The sequence below is a fragment of the Prevotella sp. Rep29 genome (genome assembly GCF_019551475.1).
GTDB lineage: Bacteria > Bacteroidota > Bacteroidia > Bacteroidales > Bacteroidaceae > Prevotella.
This window is the reverse complement of the sequence record NZ_CP047159.1, coordinates 1,893,138-1,910,461: the sequence shown is the minus strand read 5'-3', so window position 1 is coordinate 1,910,461 and position 17,324 is coordinate 1,893,138. Positions and strand designations below refer to the sequence as shown.

Below are 17,324 nucleotides of genomic sequence, written 5' to 3'. Positions count from 1 at the left end.
GAAGTTTTCTTTATCCAGAACCCCCATTTTAACGATTTTGGGAAGACCTTTTTGCCTCTTTTTTACTGTTCGCTAAATTGGAATTTAACTTTCCTCCTTCAGATATAACACAGACTCTCGCAGGTCGATAATCAGCGTGAAATGGTGCCAGATATCATTACCAATGATGGCAGAGTACACATCACTCGCCATGGCACCCGAGGTGTCGGTGCTATAACGGACTTTCTGCTTTGGTACGGTAATATCGCCTACCTTAAGTTGCTCAATGCCGAATTCATAGCCGGCAGACTCACCGCCAACACCCCCGTGTTTAAAGTGGAACGGGTTTTTATCTTGGATTTTATCCAGTCCAAACTTTCCAGCTGCCTTGCTGGTGAACACAAGGCCACCGCCAGAACCAAGGTCCAGAAGAGCCTTGCCGGGTATTGTATTGCCTGAAGAAACAGTAACCTCAAAGGGCAAAAGAATTCGTCCGGGATGTTTAGGATCTGTTTGTATCGGAATTCGGGAGTAGTCCTTAGTCTGCGATGATGTCAGTCTGTCTGACACTGTGAGTTTACTGCGTTTGTAATCAATGGTGATGACTTTTCCCTTCCACTGACTAAGCCCCAAGATGCCATCGGCTTTATTACCTAGAATGGCGCGCAGATCGATGATGGGCACCATTTGTGGGGAATACTGCTTTCCTTCCAGCGAGATATTTACTCCGGAAAAAATAAGTACGGTTGGTTTGGTCTCGTTCCCCGCGCCACGCACCATTGCCTTTCCCATCTGGGAATATTTGACTCCGCTCTCGGCAAGCCATGTGCTGTCCAGATACACATCGGCAGAACCTGTGTCAAAAACAAGGTGTGCAGTTTTCCCGTTCACCTCTGCATTCAGATATATGTGATTGGAAATAAACTCAAAGCTTTGTTCCTGAGCATATAAGGCAGCACTCAGGAGCAATAGAAAAAGGGTTGAAAGAAGTAGTCTCATATCTTTATACGTCGTTAAATTCCGATTTAACTGTCTGCAAAGGTACTCATTTTTCATGAGAAAGTCTTCAGTTATAGTGTTAAATTTGTCTTTTCATCTCACTTTTCTCATCCATATCTTTGCATAAAACATCATGCTACGATATGGATATTTCTAATCTTACTTCGCTTATCAATGCCCTCCGCGCAGAGAGAATGTTTCTTATTACTCACAAAAAAGAGACATTGCTTTTCAGCGATGTCTCTTTTGCTCGTTTGGATTGCTCACAAAAAAGACATTGCTTTTCAGCGATGTCTCTTTTGCTCGTTTGGATTACTCACAAAAAAAGACATTGCTTTTCAGCGATGTCTCTTTTGGGTGCCCGATGGGACTCGAACCCATGACATTCAGAACCACAATCTGACGCTCTAACCAACTGAACTACGGGCACCGTGTTCACGCTTCCGTGATGGAAAGCGGATGCAAAGGTACGTGTTTTATTTCAAATCACCAAATTTTTGGAATGATTTGTTACGCGGCAGTGTCCGATGGGGCAGGATTTGTGCCCATCGGATTTCTGCCGTTTGTTTGCCTGTTATTGTGCAGCGGGTGCCTGAGCAGGAGTCTCTGCGGCTGGTGCAGCAGGTGTGGCAGGTGTTTCTTGCGCCGGTGCTGCTTGTCCTTGACTTGCGCCGAATGGCTGTTGGTTCTTCGGACTTGTCAGCGGATTCTCTGTGGTTTGTTCCATCGCACTCTGTTGAGTGGTGGCAGAGGGTGCTACGTATGCGCAAATCACGCTCAGCACGACCATGGCGATAGCCAGTCCCCACGTGATTTTTTCAACCAGGTCGGTTGTCTTTCTTACGCCGGCAAGTGAGTTGGCACCTGCAAAATTGGAGGAAAGTCCTCCTCCCTTAGACTCTTGAATCAGCACGATGAATATCATCAGGAGTGCTGCAATGACAATGAAAATTACGAATAGTGTGTACATTGTTTTGTTGTTATTTGTTTTTATTATTGATAATCAATTTCTCCAAAAATCGGATTTGGTCTGCAAAGTAAGCATTTTTTTTTGGATAATTCAAATTTAATCGCTGAATAATTTCCAATGCTTTCTCAAATCGTCCTTGTTTGATGTAGATTCTGGCGAGTGTCTCGGTGAACAGTCCTTCTTGCTGACTGCTGTTTCCTTCCTCGAGTTCGGGCAGGTATTCGGGTGTCTCCTTGAGGTCGATTTTCCCGTTTTTCTGGTTGATGAAGTTGTCGATGAGTGGTTGCCCGATGAGTGGTTGTGCCTTTTCTTTCTCTTCGTCTTCTTGTGCGAGGAGGTAGGCAACGTAGTCGATGGTTGCATCGGCGGCGTTTGGTTTCCTCTTTGCCGGTTGTACCGGTTCGTCTTTCTCGGGCAGTGAGTTGAGGAAGTCGTCGATGAGTGAGATGGAGCGACTGCCTTTTTCTTCTTTGTTTTCAGCCTGTGCCTGTGTGTCGCTGTTCTTGAAGGCATAGTGGCTGGCTTCCACGAGGTTGAAGATGATGCGCCTGTCGGTGATATAGACGGCTGCCCTTCGCAGTTCTTCGTCGAATGATGAGTCGTGCAGCAGGTAAAGGTTCTGCAGCATGAGCAACCGTGCTGTCTGGTAATATGGATATTGTGCCGTGAGCTCTCTCAGTTGGTAGAGAGTTTCTTTGCTCATGGTCTCGGGATGTTTGATGAGTGTCGTTATATCCATATCTTGGCTTTTCGGTTGTGGTGTGAGCGCTCGTTTACCAGTTGGCTACGGTAGCGTTGAATATCTGGTCGGTGATTTCTTTGACCATCTGCGTGACGAGTTCTTCCTGTACGGAGGTGAGCGAGACGGTTGTCTCGTATGTTGCTGCTGCGGTGAACTGCCGTTCGAAATCTTCGTTGTGGTTGACGTTGTTGGTGAATCGCACGTTGACCGTCATCGACAGCTCTGTCTGCGCGGAGTATCCTTCGCTGGAGACGCTTTTGTTGCGTTGTTGGTACTGCGTGATTTCACCTTCTATTTTCAGGTCTCCGTTGCGCTTCACTTGTTGCAGCCGTGTGTGGTTGGCAAATACATCTTTGAGTTCGTTGTTGAAGATGGCTTGCATGGGTCCCCAAACGTAGCTTGAACGAATAGGGAAGTCGGCTATCTGTATGGTTTTTGTTTTATTGTAGTCGATGCTGGCGCCGTTGAATTTATATCCTTCGAACGCGCAGGCGGTGAGCATGCAGATGGTGAGCACGGCTGCGGCGAGCAGGGTGTAGGGTCGGCGCCATGCTTGATGTGTTTGCTTGTTTGTGTATGTCTTTTTGTTTTCCATCGCTGCTCTTTCTTTTTAATCTTCGTTCAGCCCATAAGCTTTCAGCTTTCTGTAGAGTGTACGGTCGGAGATGCCGAGTTCCTGTGCGGCTTTTTTTCGGTTCCATCCGTTGCGTTCGAGTGCTTTTTCAACCATCTGCCGTCCAAGTTCGTTGAGGTTGAGTGTCTCGGGTTCTGAGATTTCTTCGGCTTCAGCCACTTCGTAGGCGTTGTTTTCCGGGCGCACTTTCTCTACGGGCAGTTGTGCATTGATTTCCGCTACTTTTGCATTGAGCGTCCTGGCGTCGTCGAGTTGTTTCCTGAGCGAGTTCATGTCGCGTCTCAGGTCTGACACGTTTCCGCGCAGTTCATACAATATTTTATATAGTATCTCCCGTTCGCTTTCGTAGGAATGTTGTCCGTCGGGCGAACTAATGAGCGTGAGTTGTGTGCTCTCCGGGTCTTGCGGGATGAATTTCTGCAGTGTTTCCTTGTTGATTTCACGGTTTTCGCTCAGCACAGACATCTGCTCGGTGATGTTCTTCAGTTGTCTGACATTGCCCGGCCACTTGTAGCGCAGGAGGAGTTGCTTGGCATCCTCGGTCAGTGTGATTTTCGGTGTGCGGTACTTTTCTGCCATTTGCAGTGCGAAGAGGCGGAACAGCAGCACAATGTCTTCTCCCCGTTCGCGCAGAGACGGCATTTGTATGGGGATGGTGTTGAGCCTGTAGTACAGGTCTTCGCGGAACCGTCCGGCACTGATTGCCTTCTGCATGTTGACGTTGGTGGCTGCTACGATGCGGACATCGGTCTTCATGACTTTTGTTCCTCCCACGCGGATATATTCTCCTGTTTCGAGCACGCGCAGCAGTCGGGCTTGTGTGGCGAGCGGCAGTTCGCCCACTTCGTCGAGGAAGATGGTGCCTTTGTTGGCTACGCCGAAGTAGCCTTCGCTCTCGCCGATGGCTCCTGTGAACGAACCTTTCTCGTGTCCGAACAGTTCGCCGTCGATAGTTCCTTCAGGAATAGCCCCGCAGTTGATAGCGAAATATTTCTCCCGTCGGCGTGGCGAGTTGTCGTGTATGACGCGTGGTATGATTTCTTTTCCCACACCGCTTTCGCCAACGATGAGCACGCTGAGGTCGGTAGGCGCAACCTGAAGGGCTACGTCAAGTGCACGGTTCAGCGCATCGCAGTTGCCCACGATGTTGTATCGTTGTTTGATTCTTTGCAGTTCAGACGTATTCATCCGCTCGAAATATTTCTTTGAGGTGACAAAATTACATATTTTATTGGAGATAACTGCAATTTTGGCAGTTTTTTTATGATTTATTGTAATTGTCCTCTTTCGGTCGGGAGCTTGTCTTTTTCCTTTTGTTCGAACTTGATAAGGAGTAGTCCGATGAGTGTCCATATCAGTTCACGGATGCGTACGATGAGTGCAACGAAGATGCCGTCGCTCGTGCGGAATCCAAGTGTCGTGATTGACATGAGGAATCCGCCTTCCCGACCGCCGATTTGCAGGGGCATGAAAAAGAGCAGGTTGGCAAACAGGGTGGTAAACGCGAGGATGAGTATGCAGGCGATATAGTTGACGCTGGGATAGAGTACGAGGAGGATAAAGAATATTTCAAGAGCCGACAAGATGCGGCAGACGAGTTCGGAAGCCAATGCCGTAGCGAATATGTGCGGCTTCTGGCTGTGCAGGGCGGCTATTTGCCGGTCGATGGTGTCGAGTTGCTCCCGTCTTTTTTCGATGAACGGTATCGCCCATCTTTTCACATAAGGGATATGGCGCAACAGGTTCATGGCTCGTTTGGCAAGTCCCTTCCGGTATCCCGACATGAAGAACCAGATGCCGAGCAGGCAGAAGATGGTGCTTGCGGCGAGCAGGCTTCCGATGAGCAGGTTGACGGGCTGTGTGAGCAGATAGAGAATGACGGATATCAGCCAGAACCAGAAGTGGCTGAAAATGTGTGTCATGACGAAGAGGATGACCGATGATGAAGCGCGTTCGGTTCCGATTTTCGGGGCAAGCTGCATGATGCGGTAGGGTTCTCCACCCATCAGTCCTCCCGGCGTGGCATAGTTGAGTGCAAATCCGGAGACGGTGGTCTTGTATAGCCACCAAAATGAGATGGGTTTGTCGGAGCCGCCACTTTCGGTTGCCGTGGTCTTGATGATGATGTGCCACGTGAAGGTGTTGAAGATATAGAGCCCTGCCCATAATGCCACTACTGCAAAAAACCAGTAGCCGGCACGTTGCAGCCCGTTCCACACTTCCTTGAAGTCAAGCTGTGAAAGCATGACAATAAGCAGCACCAGTCCGAAAAGGAAAAAACCGTTCTGATATTTCTTTTTCATGTCGGGGATGAGTGAGCCTGCACTTTATTCTTCATCTTGCTCAGTCTGTGGCTTCTCTTCTTTTTTCTTTGGGATGGCGAAGCGTACTTTCTCGCTGTCGTCTCTCCGTTCCCGGTAGAGTTTTGGAAGCGGATTGGCTAACGGAAGGTCGTAATTTGTGCGGCTTCTGGCGATGTCAATGGCAAGATAGATGGCTTGGCGCAGAGGATTCTCATCGGCAGTGTTCTTTCCCGTCGCATCGTATTGAATGTCGATGTTGGGTGCTGTGCGAATCAGGTTCAGTCCTGCAGTGTATATGGTGCCTTCGTTTGCTTCGGCGATGAGTTTGAACGGAATGCGTCCCTGCTCTTCATGCAGTGCGAGGGTGGCGTCAAAACTCTGGTAGGTGTCGTTGGTGAAGAACTCGTCGGCAGCGAACGGTCCGAAAGCGTTGATTCGGTTGCCCATGAGTTCGTTCACGGCAGGAGTGATGATGTCCTTTTCTTCGTTTCCGATAAACTGTTTCTCACTTTGTGTGGGGTTCAGTGCGAGTACCGCAATTCTCGGATTGGAAATCTGGAAGTCGCGTTTCAGGCAGCCGGCGAGGGTTGTTGCTTTCTCAACAATGAGTTCTTTCGTGATGTTTCGGCTGACTTCCGCCAATGGTATCCGACTTGTTGCAAAAGCAATTCTGAGGTCATCATATACCAGCATGTTGAGTGCTTTCCTGTCTTGTTGCAACTGTTTCTCAATGTATTCTGCCTGACCGTTGCACGGGAAGCCTTCTTCCTTCATCTTTTCGATATTGACAGGACAGGTGACAACGGCGTCGATATGTCCGTTTTCATAATCTTTGACAGCATGCTCCAGTGCGATGCGTGCTGCTTTTGCCGCCTCCGTTGAAGGAATTCCCATTTCCACCTTCACCTCCTCGTCGAAAGTGGTCAGGATGTTGAGCTTGTTATCGTGCGCATCACTGGGGTGACCGATGATGTTGAATCCTGTTTGCAGGTCAAGCGCTTTGCGGTGATAGGCAGCCACTTTGGGCGAGCCGTAGATGATAGGCGTGCAGAGTTCCAGCATGGCGGGCTCTGAGAAAACTTTGAATATCAGTTCATATCCAATTCCGTTGGTATCGCCGTGAGTGATGGCGATGCGAATTTTTCTTTCTTCCATATTGTTCTATTGTTTTAGTTCTATATTCTTCTATTTCTTTTTCGCAGCATCTTTCAGTGAGAGCATGGCAGTCTCCAACAGTCTGATGTGATTTCTCTTTTTCATGTTTGGTGCATAGACAAATCCCAACACCGTCAGATTGCCGCTCTTCAGCATGACGAAAGGTCCGCCCATCGCGTCGCCTTTCATCGCCCACAATCCTTCTGTCATGAGGGGTTGCTGCTCTTTCATCGGCTGCTGCTCAACCAGCGTCATGTACATCTCATCCGTCTCGCCTTTGATATTGGCTTGGAGGATGCTGTCGATGTTTTCGCCTTTGAACAGACAAACGTTGCGCATGACACTCGTCCCATCGTCTGATATCCACAGAAAATCCTTTCCGCGTTTGAGATGAGTCATGTCAGCCGGGATGCTGATGTCCACACCAAACATCTCTCTTGCAGCCTTTTCAGACTCTGGGGCGTGTGCCTTCTGAAGGTTCTGCATCTCGTTCCTTCGTTCTTGGGTATGGAGCAGTTGTCTGAGTTCCCTGCCTATGGTTTTTCTCTTCTCCCTGATGGTTCTCGCATTCGCTGCCTTCACGGAGATGATGATTTGCGGAGAGGCATATGCGTCGTGCTCATATTCTATCGCAACAGTCTCATGCTTGTCGGCTGCCGTGTCGATGATGACCACGTTTCTTGCCTGCTTCATGTTCCATCTGAAATGATTCTTGTCGGTAGTCGAAACGTCAAATGCAGGCTCCGGTTGCGGGAGGAAGTCGATAGTTGCAGACAATTCCTCGGAAAAGATGCTGTCAATATCATCCACAAGCACCACCTCGTAGGCTCTTCCTGCACTTTTCGTCTGCCATGAGCCGCCCGACTGACATGCTGTGCAAAGCACGACAAACAGCAAGCTAACCACCCACGCCCTTACGATATTTATCATTTGCCAATCATCAATTTGTTATTTAGCGATGCGCTTCCCCGCAAGCATTCCGCATGCGGCCTCGATGTCTTGCCCACGCGATGCTCTTATCGTCGTGAAAAAGCCATGGGCTGTCAGATAGTCGCGCAGACGCAGCATCCCTTCTTCGTCACTTGACGGGAGATCCACTCCTGGAATCTCATGAAAACGAATGAGGTTGATGCGGCAGTCCAATCCTGATAAGAGCTTCACAATCTCCTTGGCATGCATCCGACTGTCGTTCAGTCCCTTGAAGACAATGTATTCAAACGAAAGGCGGCGCTGATGAGAGAAATCATATTCACGCAGCGTCTCAACCACCTCGTCTATCGTCATCGCCCCTTCGGCAGGCATCATGTTGAGCCGTTGCTCATGGATGGGGGAGTGCAGACTCACAGCCAGATGGCAGTCGCACCCGTTCAGGAACTTGCGCAGTCCTTTCCTCAGCCCCACAGTGCTTACCGTGATACGCTTTGGACTCCATCCATATCCCCATGATGCGGTCATCACCTCAATGGCAGCCAGCACATTCTCCACATTGTCCATCGGCTCACCTTGACCCATCATCACAATATTGGTCAGTTGTTCCCTTTCGGGCAAGGCATAGATTTGATTCAAAATGTCGCCGGCAGTCAGGTTTCCGTCGAATCCCTGCTTGCCCGTCTGACAAAAGGCGCAGCCCATCTTGCATCCCACTTGCGACGACACACACAGCGTTGCGCGGTCGCCATCGGGAATGAATACCGTTTCGACAAACTTCCCGTCCGTCGTAGGGAAGAGATACTTGATAGTTCCGTCTTTCGATGTCCGGCAGTCAATCGGTGCGCGGCAGCCAATCTCATATTCTGCCGCCAGACGTTCTCTGTTCGCTTTCGACAAATCCGTCATCTCGCTGATGTCGGTCGCATGGCGCACATAGAGCCATTTTGCTATCTGTCCGCCCGCAAACTTAGGCATGCCTAACGACAGCGCAATCTCACGTAATTGCACCAGCGAAAGACCAATCAACTGCTTTTTCATACCTTCCATCAACTTTCGGGAATCAATCAGATTATACTTCTCAGACTGCAAAGTTACGATTAAGTGAGTGAAAAACCAAATTTTATTTGAGTTTTTCCGAACGTGAGTAGCTTGGGCATCAGCCAGAGTTACGATTAAGTGAGTGAAAAAAGCAAGCATTATTTTAGCGTGATCCGATATAAGGATGACGAGAATCCTGCGATGTCTCTCATTCCGTTTCCGTCATTCTGCTCGTTTGTCCACTTGCTGCTTTTGTATATTTATGCAAGGGTAGAGCTGTTGGAAGGTGTTTTGTAAACTTCTGAATTTCAATACGTTAAAGAGTGCTTTCCAAAAGTTCAACTTTCGCACTCTAAAAGTTGAACTTTTAGCGCCTAAAACTTCAACTTTTGCAAGCCAAAACTTCAACTTTTGGAAAGTGAAAGTTCAACTGCATATTTATACGCCCTTTTCTGTATGTTTATACGGGGCATGTTTTGGTGGTTATTCCCATCGAATTCATGTCATTTTACTTGCATTGTTTTTCGAAAATATGGTCTAAGTTGGATGCGTGTTTTGTGTAGCAATGAAGGTATGCGTTGGTGATGTGAACTGGATATGGGAAATAAAAGTACCCGTTTCTTTTTGTCATTTCTTAACTATTTTGTATTTTTGTGGTGATTTTTGCGGGCATGTTATTATTTCCCTCTTTTTTGCGGGATGTTTTTTATGTAGATAATCGCTGATTAAAAAGGAATGATGATGCCCTTTAAATGTATTTGTGATGAAGAAGATAGATTGTTTTTTAGCTTGCGGCGACCTGGATGCAACCTTGTCAACGGTTGCGGCGTTGCGGTCGTCGTACTACGTAAATCGTATATTCTTGCTGACTTCTTCGGAACTTTCTTCAAAGGAGGAGGCTCCGGAGGGTTGCTCGTTCCTGGAGGCGGAAGGGCTCACGTCGTCTGATGCTCTCCGGCAGATGAGCGAACATGCGCAGTCGGCTTATGTGATGTTGTGTCTGAAGTCCGCTCCCTATCGTTTTGGTCAGCATGCTGTCAGCCGTTTTCTTCAGGTGTTGGAAAGGACTGCTGCGGAGTTGGTTTACAGCGATTATTATGAAGAACGCCATGAAGGGACTGGGGGCAACGTCGCGAAACACCCTGTCATCGATTATCAGTTGGGCAGCGTGCGTGACGACTTCGATTTCGGTTCGGTGCTGATGTTCCGTTCGTCTTCGCTTCATGACTATGTGGCTGGCGGGATAGCCGACTATCACTTTGCGGCGTTGTATGACTTTCGGCTTTTCCTAAGCCGACGCGGCAGGATATTCCATCTTGACGAGTATCTATACACGGAGCAGGAGTTCGATTTGCGCCAGAGTGGAGAGCGCCAGTTCGACTATGTCAATCCCCGTAACCGCGAGGTTCAGATAGAGATGGAGGCAGCAGCCACTGCCCATCTTGAGGCGATTGGGGCGTTGGTGGATTCGACCGCTTTGGAGACGCCCGATTTCGGGGAGGCTGCCTTTGAGTGTGAGGCTTCGGTGGTAATACCCGTATTCAATCGTGCGAAAACCATTCTCGATGCCGTTCGGTCAGCACTCAATCAGCAAACGACTTTCAAGTATAACGTCATTGTGGTGGACAACCATTCCACCGACGGGACGACGGAACTGTTGGACGGGCAGTGTGACGATGACCGGTTGATTCACCTCATTCCCGAGCGAAGGGATTTGGGTATTGGCGGCTGTTGGAATGTGGCTGTCGATGACGACCGTTGCGGACGGTTTGCCGTTCAGTTGGACAGTGACGACCTTTACAGTTCGCCTCACACGCTGCAGCGTATTGTGGATGAGTTCTACAAACAGAAGGCGGCGATGGTGATTGGGTCTTACCGCATGTGCAACTTTGCATTGGAGACGCTTCCTCCCGGTCTGATTGACCATCGTGAATGGACCGACGAGAACGGGGCGAACAATGCCCTGCGCATCAATGGCTTGGGAGCTCCGAGAGCATTCTTCACACCGCTGTTGCGTGAGATACATTTTCCCAATACGAGCTATGGCGAGGATTACGCCTTGGGCTTGGCATTCAGTGGACGCTATCGCATCGGGCGCATCTACGACGAGTTGTACCTGTGCAGACGATGGGAAGGAAATAGCGATGCCGCTTTGTCGGTAGAGCGTCAGAATGCCAACAACTTATATAAAGATCGCTTGCGCACGATGGAGATTCTTGCGCGCCGGCAACGCAACGAGCAAACTGCCGTCGGTTCTGCGGGAGGCAACGACTTGCATCGCTTCTTTAAACGCCAGTTGGAGCGTTGGACGGATGCCCGTCAGCGCTTCCGCGATTTAAGTGATGTGGCGGTGCGCGAACTGGGACTTGGCAACTATTTTGCGACGGTGCAGTACAATCCTGCCCGCATCCGCTCAACCGCGGCTAATATCGACCAGAGGAGTATCGCTGAGCGTCCGTGTTTCCTATGTGAGAAAAACCGTCCGGCGGAGCAGCTCGTGAAGGCAGCCGGCTCCCGTTTCGAGATATTGGTGAATCCCTATCCGATTCTTCCGGTCCACTTCACAATAGCAGCCCGCAAGCATCAGCCGCAACGGATTCTTGGCAATTATGGCGTTTTCTATAAGTTGCTTGACGAATATCCGGAGATGACCATATTCTATAATGGTCCTGAGAGCGGTGCGTCGGCTCCCGACCATCTGCATCTGCAGGCAGGGATGGGTGTCGCACTGCCTTTGCAAACAAGTTGGCAGCGGCTGAGTCGCGAGTTGGAGGTGGTCGTTAACGAGGATGAGAACGAAGGACTGTATATCGTTTCCGACTATTTCTGTCCGGCATTCTTGATACGTACCCGCCGGAAGGAGTCGGGCGAACGGCTTTTCAAACGCCTCTATCAGGCATTGCCTTTGTCACCGGAATCTCCTGAACCGCAGATGAACATCGTGGGATGGCGTAACGGCGAAGACTACCTCATGGTGGTATTCCCGCGCAGACAGCACCGCCCGGCATGCTATTATGCAGAGGGCGTGCAGCAGTTGCTCATAAGTCCGGGAGCACTCGACATGGCAGGACTGGTCATTACCCCTCGCAAGGAGGATTTCGATCAGCTGAGCAGCGAACGGTTGCAGGAAGTTTACAACGAAGTGAGCATCTCCGCAGAGGAGATGGAAGCGGTGGTCAGCCGCATACGCACCGAGTCGATAGACGGCATGCTGGGCTCGTCGTTGTCAGATTATGAGACAGAGCCGCAGGTGACGGTGGGCATCGTGAGTGCCGAGGAGATACATTTCACGTTGAACCAGCCCTATATGGCGAAAGGTGAGACGATTGAGGGTGCACAGAAAGTGTCGTTTGCGGAAGGCAGCATCTTGTGGAACGGCAGACAATATCGCGAACTGACCTTCATTCCGCAGAGCGGCGACGCCTCGTTCTCAATAGACGACGTGACCATCGGGGTGCATTTCCATTGGGAGCGGAAGGAGACGCAGGTGTTCCAGGGAGTGCTCCGGCTCGTAGTGGAGGCAGATAAGATTTGTGCCATCAACGAACTGCCAGTGGAGAACTATCTGACGAGCGTCATTTCGAGCGAGATGAATGCCACCTCGTCGCCCGAATTCCTGAAAGCCCACGCCGTCATTTCGCGCAGTTGGCTGCTGGCACAGATGGAGAAGCGGAAACAACTGAAGGATGGCACGAACAGTTTCTTCTCGTTCATCAAGAAAGACGATGAACTCATCCGTTGGTACGACCGCGAAGACCACTCTATTTTCGACGTGTGTGCCGACGACCATTGCCAGCGCTATCAGGGCATAACGAAAGCCACTAACAACCATGTGGCTGAGGCGGTGCGCGATACACGCGGTCAGATACTGATGTTCGGCGATGAGATATGCGATGCGCGCTTCTCGAAATGTTGCGGAGGAGTGACCGAAGAATTCCAGTATTGCTGGGAAGACACACCGAAGCCTTATCTCGTTTCCGTGCCCGATACGGCAGACGCAGCCAATCCCGCTGCTGAACCTTTCTGCAACACGCACGACGAACGTATTCTGAAACAGGTGCTCAACGACTATGACCAGGAAACGCCCGACTTCTATCGCTGGGAAGTTTCCTACACACAGGAGCAACTCTCCGCGCTCGTCAGCGAGAAGTTGAAGATGGACTTCGGAAAGATTCTCGACCTCATCCCGCTGGAGCGAGGCAAGAGTGGGCGCATCTCGAAGCTCAGAATCGTGGGAACCGACAAGGAATTCACCATCGGTAAGGAGCTCGAGATACGGCGTGCGCTGAGCGAAAGCCACCTGTACAGTTCCAACTTCGAGGTGGAGACGGAGCGCAATGCCAGTGGCGAGCCTGTGCGCATCACGCTGAAAGGTGCCGGTTGGGGACATGGCGTGGGACTGTGTCAGATTGGAGCCGCCGTGATGGGAGAGAGAGGTTATCATTATAATGAAATATTGTTGCACTACTATCGTGGGGCAGAAATTAAAAGGATATATAAGTAATGAAAAAGAGTAAAAATCCTTGGTCGTGGATACCGACCCTATACATGGCAGAAGGTCTGCCTAATGTGATTGTCACGTCGGTTGCCATCGTGTTGTATATGAGGATGGGATTGAGTGATGCAGAGATAGGACTCTATACCGGTTGGTTGGGTTTGCCTTGGATTATCAAACCCTTGTGGAGCCCGTTTGTTGATTTATACAAGACGAAACGCTGGTGGGTGATTGCCATGCAGCTGCTTTTAGGCTCTTCGCTGGCGGGAGTGGCTTTCACGCTGAACACCGACTTTTGGTTCCAGGGGACGATGTTCTGTTTCTTCCTGATGGCATTCTCGAGTGCTACACACGACATCGCCGCCGACGGTTACTATATGTTGGAACTCGACGAGCATCAGCAGTCGTGGTTTGTGGGCATTCGCAATACGTTCTATCGGTTGGCGGTGATTTTCGGAAACGGGGCGCTGGTGCCGCTTGCGGGCATCCTGGAAGAGCGCTATCCCGGTCGCAACGCTTTCGCCTGGAGTCTGGTGTTCTATGGCGTGGCGGCTCTGTTCATCGGTTTTTGGCTTTGGCATTGTTATTTCATGCCGAAGTCTGATGGCGACACGCGCAATAATGTGACGGCATCTGAAATCGTGCAGGGACTGAAGCGGATGTTCGTGTCGTTCTTCACGCGTATGCCATGGCGTGAACTGCTGTTTGCCATTATCTTCATCATGTTTTTCCGTTTCCCCGAAGCCTTGCTCAATGCGATGAGCAAGACGTTCCTGACACGTCCTCAGGAAGATGGCGGACTGGGACTGACGCTGACCCAGTATGGCATCTCCTACGGCACGGTGGGACTTATCGGTTTGTTGCTCGGCGGTATCGTCGGCGGTTGGCTTGCCAGTCGCAACGGACTGAAACGTTGGTTGTGGCCTATGGTATGCGCCATTACGCTCCCCGACATTGTGTATGTCTATATGAGTTATGCCATGCCCGACAATATTGTGCTCATCAGTTCGTGCATCTTCATCGAGCAGTTCGGCTACGGATTGGGCTATACCGCGCTCACGCTCTATATGCTCTATTTCAGTATGGGCGAATTCAAGACTTCTTACTATGCCATTTGCACGGGACTTTCATATTTGGGCTTGCAGGTGCCGGCTATGTTTTCGGGATTCCTGAAAGACGCTGTCGGCTACCGCACGTTCTTCGTCATCGTCATGTTCCTGTGTGTCATCACCTTCATCGTGACGGCATTCATCAAGATCGACCCGGAGTTTGGTAAGAAAAAAGCCGCCTGAGTAGTAATTTTTTTAAAGAACGCGAACAATGAACGACAAGTATATTAGCCTTCTCCGACGCACCGAACAGAAGAATCCATGGTGCTGGATTCCCTCGCTCTACGTGGCGAAGGGCTTGCCGTATATGGTGCTGATGATGCTTTCGCTCATTATGTTCAAACGCTTAGGCATGGGAAATGCGGAGATTACGTTCTACACCTCCTGCCTCCTGCTGCCGTGGGTGCTCAAACCGCTGTGGCGACCGGCAATCGACCTCTCGCTGACACGCCGCACGTGGATTATTCTTACCGAATTGCTTATCACTCTCTCGCTCTGTGGCGTGGCACATTTCGTTGATTCCAAGTCGTGGCTTTCGGGCACCATGTTCTTCCTCTTCCTGATGGCTTTCAGCGCTGCCACTCACGACATCGCCATCGACAGTTTCTATCAACTTACCGTCGAGGAGGACGAACGGCTGTCGTTCGTTCGCGTCCGCCGTTTCTTCTATCGCCTTGCGATGGTTCTGGCACAGGGCGTGCTGGTGATGGTGGCGGGCAATCTGGAAGTGATTACCCGACAAGTCAAGAACTCATGGGCTATCGTTATCTATATCGTTGCCGCCTTGCTCTTCGTGCTCATGCTCGTCCATCTGCTGACGCTTCCCCTTCCGGCAGAGCGGCGGATGAGGGGAGAGCGGGTGACCTTCGACAAGATACGGCGCATATTCCGTGCCAACGTCAGGACTTTCATGCAAAAACCACACGCACGTGCTGCCATCTTCTTCCTCCTTACCTACGTCGCCGTCGAAGGACTCTTCGCCAAAGTGTCGATGCTCTTTCTCATCGACCGCGCTAGCATCGGCGGCTTGGCACTCTCGCTGCAGGAGTTCGGCTTCGTGCAGGGCACGGTGGGTGTCATCTCGCTCGTGGCAGGAGGCATCGTCGGCGGCAATGTCGTGCGACTCCATGGCTTGCGGCGTTGCCTTTATCCGATGGCAGCCGCCTTTGCATTGCCGAAGATGGTCTTTATCTTCCTGAGCTATGCGCTTCCCGAAAGCCTGCTGGCAGTCAATCTGTGCGTCATGGTCGAACAGTTCGGCTATGGCTTCGGCATGACAGCCTACATCCTTTTCCTCGTTCGATTCAGTCAGGGACGGCGCACGGCAGCCCACTACGGCATCGGAATCGCCCTCATGTCGTTCACGCTCATGCTGACGGGCATGGTTTCCGGTGCGTGGGTCGAAGCCGTCGGCTACCGCACGTTCTTCATCATCACCACCATCTCGGGCATCCTCACATTCGTTGCTGCTTCGTGGGTGAGGGGCGTGGACGAGGATGATGAGGACACCCCCTCTCCCTAAAGTCCCTAAGGTCTCTAAGGTCCTTAAAGTCCTTAAAGTCCTTAAAGTCTCTCCCCCTAGTTATTGCTGGTCAGGGTGTACTCTCTTAATTGTTAAAATGTAAAGATTTCACCCGAAAAATGCTTACACGAAAGACGAAAGTTTCTGAATGAATATACGGAACTTTCCGAATAATTATGCAAAACGGGCACGATTTTCCTCGAAAAAGTATGAAAACGGCTCCCAAAAGTTAAATTTTCAGGCTGCAAAAGCACAACTTTTAGCTGCTAAAAGTTGCACTTTGAGGAGGTGAAAGTCCAACTTTCACAACGTGACCTCGCATATATTCCGTATAAACCTCAAATTTTCGTTTTCTAACCCGTTGATTTTCAGAAAACTTTTCGCAGGAGCGCACAAAACGCTTCCGCCCTTCCGAGAGTCCACCGACTAAAATATACAGCCTTATAGCGCGTTAATTTTTGTAAAGAAACCCAAAACGTCACTCGAAAATTGTCAAGAAAAGTGATAATCGATTCGCTATTTTAGGAAAATCAACACCTTAATTCTTATGCGCATGACTTTTTATTCCTCGGCAAATCGTTTGAGAAGGTTGTCGTAATGGTCGATGCGGCGGTCGCGGAGGAAGGGCCACCAGCGGCGCACTTGTTCGCTACGTCGTAGGTCGATGTCGATGAGTTGACAGGTCTCTTCGTCCTTCGGAGCGCGGAAAAGGAGTTCGCCTTGCGGTCCGGCAACGAACGAGGAACCCCAGAACTCGATGCCGTTTGTTTGTCGGGAGGGGTCGGACTCGTGTCCGACGCGGTTGACGGTGATGACGGGCAGTCCGTTGGCTACGGCATGTCCGCGCTGAACGGTCGTCCATGCTTCCCGTTGCCGTTCCTGTTCGTCTTCCGTGTCGCTGCTCTCATAGCCGATGGCAGTGGGGTAGATGAGCACTTCTGCACCGTGCAGCGCCATCAGGCGGGCAGCTTCCGGATACCACTGGTCCCAACAAACGAGGACGCCTAGCCGTCCGACGCTGGTGTCGATTGGGCGAAATCCGAGGTCGCCGGGTGTGAAATAGAATTTTTCGTAATAGGCAGGGTCGTCGGGAATGTGCATCTTCCGGTATTTGCCGGCGATGCTTCCGTCGCGCTCGAAGACGACCGCCGTGTTGTGGTAGAGTCCGGCAGTGCGCCGTTCGAAGAGCGAGGTGACGAGCACGATGTGGTGTTCCTTAGCCAGTTTGCCGAAGAACTCGGTGGATGGACCGGGTATCGGCTCTGCCTGGTTGAAGTTGTTGACGTCTTCCACTTGGCAGAAATACAGCCCGTTGTGCAGTTCTTGCAACACAATCAGTTCGGCACCGTCGTGTGCCAGTCGGGCGATTTTCTCGGCAAGGCGCTGCATGTTGTCCTGCATGTCAGTCGTGTTGTGCTGTTGTATGATTCCTGTTTTCATCTTTTGTC

General features: G+C 50.6%; 13 protein-coding genes and 1 tRNA gene. 3 read left to right on the top strand and 11 right to left on the bottom strand.

Annotated elements, in window-relative coordinates; translation table 11 throughout:
• Positions 1–84: 84 nt before the first annotated feature.
• From GRF55_RS08125 to rlmN, 10 genes are all read right to left on the bottom strand, one after another.
• On the bottom strand, positions 85–978 hold the full coding sequence (locus GRF55_RS08125) for an aspartyl protease family protein (protein WP_220367940.1): 894 nt from the start codon (positions 976–978) through the stop codon (positions 85–87).
• A gap of 356 nt (positions 979–1,334) precedes the next feature.
• Positions 1,335–1,408: transfer RNA gene (locus GRF55_RS08120), tRNA-His, on the bottom strand.
• 144 nt (positions 1,409–1,552) lie between these two features.
• Entirely contained in the window at positions 1,553–1,948 is a 396-nt protein-coding gene (gene secG / locus GRF55_RS08115) for a preprotein translocase subunit SecG (RefSeq protein ID WP_220367939.1), read from the bottom strand.
• 10 nt (positions 1,949–1,958) lie between these two features.
• Complete coding sequence (locus GRF55_RS08110; RefSeq protein WP_220367938.1) at positions 1,959–2,687, bottom strand: tetratricopeptide repeat protein; 729 nt, start codon at positions 2,685–2,687, stop codon at positions 1,959–1,961.
• Between the two features lie 34 nt (positions 2,688–2,721).
• Complete coding sequence (locus GRF55_RS08105) at positions 2,722–3,192, bottom strand: LptE family protein (protein WP_255563867.1); 471 nt, start codon at positions 3,190–3,192, stop codon at positions 2,722–2,724.
• Positions 3,193–3,300: 108 nt separating this feature from the next.
• Positions 3,301–4,512, bottom strand: coding sequence for a sigma-54-dependent Fis family transcriptional regulator (locus GRF55_RS08100; RefSeq protein WP_220367936.1), 1,212 nt, complete (start codon positions 4,510–4,512; stop codon positions 3,301–3,303).
• A gap of 80 nt (positions 4,513–4,592) precedes the next feature.
• Positions 4,593–5,627, bottom strand: a complete 1,035-nt coding sequence (locus GRF55_RS08095) for a lysylphosphatidylglycerol synthase transmembrane domain-containing protein (RefSeq protein ID WP_220367935.1) — start codon at positions 5,625–5,627, stop codon at positions 4,593–4,595.
• Positions 5,628–5,651: 24 nt separating this feature from the next.
• Positions 5,652–6,782 (bottom strand): PdxA family protein, encoded by a 1,131-nt coding sequence (locus GRF55_RS08090; protein WP_220367934.1) that lies wholly within the window; start codon positions 6,780–6,782, stop codon positions 5,652–5,654.
• A gap of 30 nt (positions 6,783–6,812) precedes the next feature.
• The gene (locus tag GRF55_RS08085) at positions 6,813–7,712 is read right to left on the bottom strand and encodes a DUF4837 family protein (protein ID WP_220367933.1); all 900 of its coding nucleotides are present in this window, start codon (positions 7,710–7,712) and stop codon (positions 6,813–6,815) included.
• Between the two features lie 18 nt (positions 7,713–7,730).
• Positions 7,731–8,759 (bottom strand): 23S rRNA (adenine(2503)-C(2))-methyltransferase RlmN, encoded by a 1,029-nt coding sequence (gene rlmN, locus GRF55_RS08080; protein ID WP_220367932.1) that lies wholly within the window; start codon positions 8,757–8,759, stop codon positions 7,731–7,733.
• Positions 8,760–9,510: 751 nt separating this feature from the next.
• Between rlmN and GRF55_RS08075 the strand changes: the two genes are divergently transcribed.
• The 3 genes from GRF55_RS08075 to GRF55_RS08065 are packed head-to-tail and all read left to right on the top strand — an operon-like array spanning position 9,511 to position 15,876.
• Positions 9,511–13,254 carry a DUF4922 domain-containing protein gene (locus GRF55_RS08075; protein WP_370626708.1) on the top strand — a complete coding sequence of 1,248 codons (3,744 nt, stop codon included), beginning with the start codon at positions 9,511–9,513 and terminating at the stop codon, positions 13,252–13,254.
• Positions 13,254–14,537, top strand: a complete 1,284-nt coding sequence (locus tag GRF55_RS08070; RefSeq protein WP_220367930.1) for an MFS transporter — start codon at positions 13,254–13,256, stop codon at positions 14,535–14,537. The genes GRF55_RS08075 and GRF55_RS08070 overlap by 1 nt, the downstream gene beginning before the upstream one ends.
• A gap of 28 nt (positions 14,538–14,565) precedes the next feature.
• Positions 14,566–15,876 (top strand): MFS transporter, encoded by a 1,311-nt coding sequence (locus tag GRF55_RS08065; RefSeq protein WP_220367929.1) that lies wholly within the window; start codon positions 14,566–14,568, stop codon positions 15,874–15,876.
• Between the two features lie 561 nt (positions 15,877–16,437).
• Here GRF55_RS08065 and GRF55_RS08060 read toward each other — a convergent pair.
• The gene (locus tag GRF55_RS08060; RefSeq protein ID WP_220367928.1) at positions 16,438–17,316 is read right to left on the bottom strand and encodes a carbon-nitrogen hydrolase; all 879 of its coding nucleotides are present in this window, start codon (positions 17,314–17,316) and stop codon (positions 16,438–16,440) included.
• Between the last annotated feature and the right edge of the window lie 8 nt (positions 17,317–17,324).

Coding starts and splice junctions, on each gene's coding strand:
- GRF55_RS08105 (WP_255563867.1), bottom strand. CDS start 3,192: ATGCTCACCGCCTGCGCGTTCGAAGGATATAAATTCAACGGCGCCAGC.
- GRF55_RS08125 (WP_220367940.1), bottom strand. CDS start 978: ATGAGACTACTTCTTTCAACCCTTTTTCTATTGCTCCTGAGTGCTGCC.
- GRF55_RS08065 (WP_220367929.1), top strand. CDS start 14,566: ATGAACGACAAGTATATTAGCCTTCTCCGACGCACCGAACAGAAGAAT.
- GRF55_RS08110 (WP_220367938.1), bottom strand. CDS start 2,687: ATGGATATAACGACACTCATCAAACATCCCGAGACCATGAGCAAAGAA.
- GRF55_RS08085 (WP_220367933.1), bottom strand. CDS start 7,712: ATGATAAATATCGTAAGGGCGTGGGTGGTTAGCTTGCTGTTTGTCGTG.
- rlmN (WP_220367932.1), bottom strand. CDS start 8,759: ATGGAAGGTATGAAAAAGCAGTTGATTGGTCTTTCGCTGGTGCAATTA.
- secG (WP_220367939.1), bottom strand. CDS start 1,948: ATGTACACACTATTCGTAATTTTCATTGTCATTGCAGCACTCCTGATG.
- GRF55_RS08060 (WP_220367928.1), bottom strand. CDS start 17,316: ATGAAAACAGGAATCATACAACAGCACAACACGACTGACATGCAGGAC.
- GRF55_RS08090 (WP_220367934.1), bottom strand. CDS start 6,782: ATGGAAGAAAGAAAAATTCGCATCGCCATCACTCACGGCGATACCAAC.
- GRF55_RS08100 (WP_220367936.1), bottom strand. CDS start 4,512: ATGAATACGTCTGAACTGCAAAGAATCAAACAACGATACAACATCGTG.
- GRF55_RS08070 (WP_220367930.1), top strand. CDS start 13,254: ATGAAAAAGAGTAAAAATCCTTGGTCGTGGATACCGACCCTATACATG.
- GRF55_RS08095 (WP_220367935.1), bottom strand. CDS start 5,627: ATGAAAAAGAAATATCAGAACGGTTTTTTCCTTTTCGGACTGGTGCTG.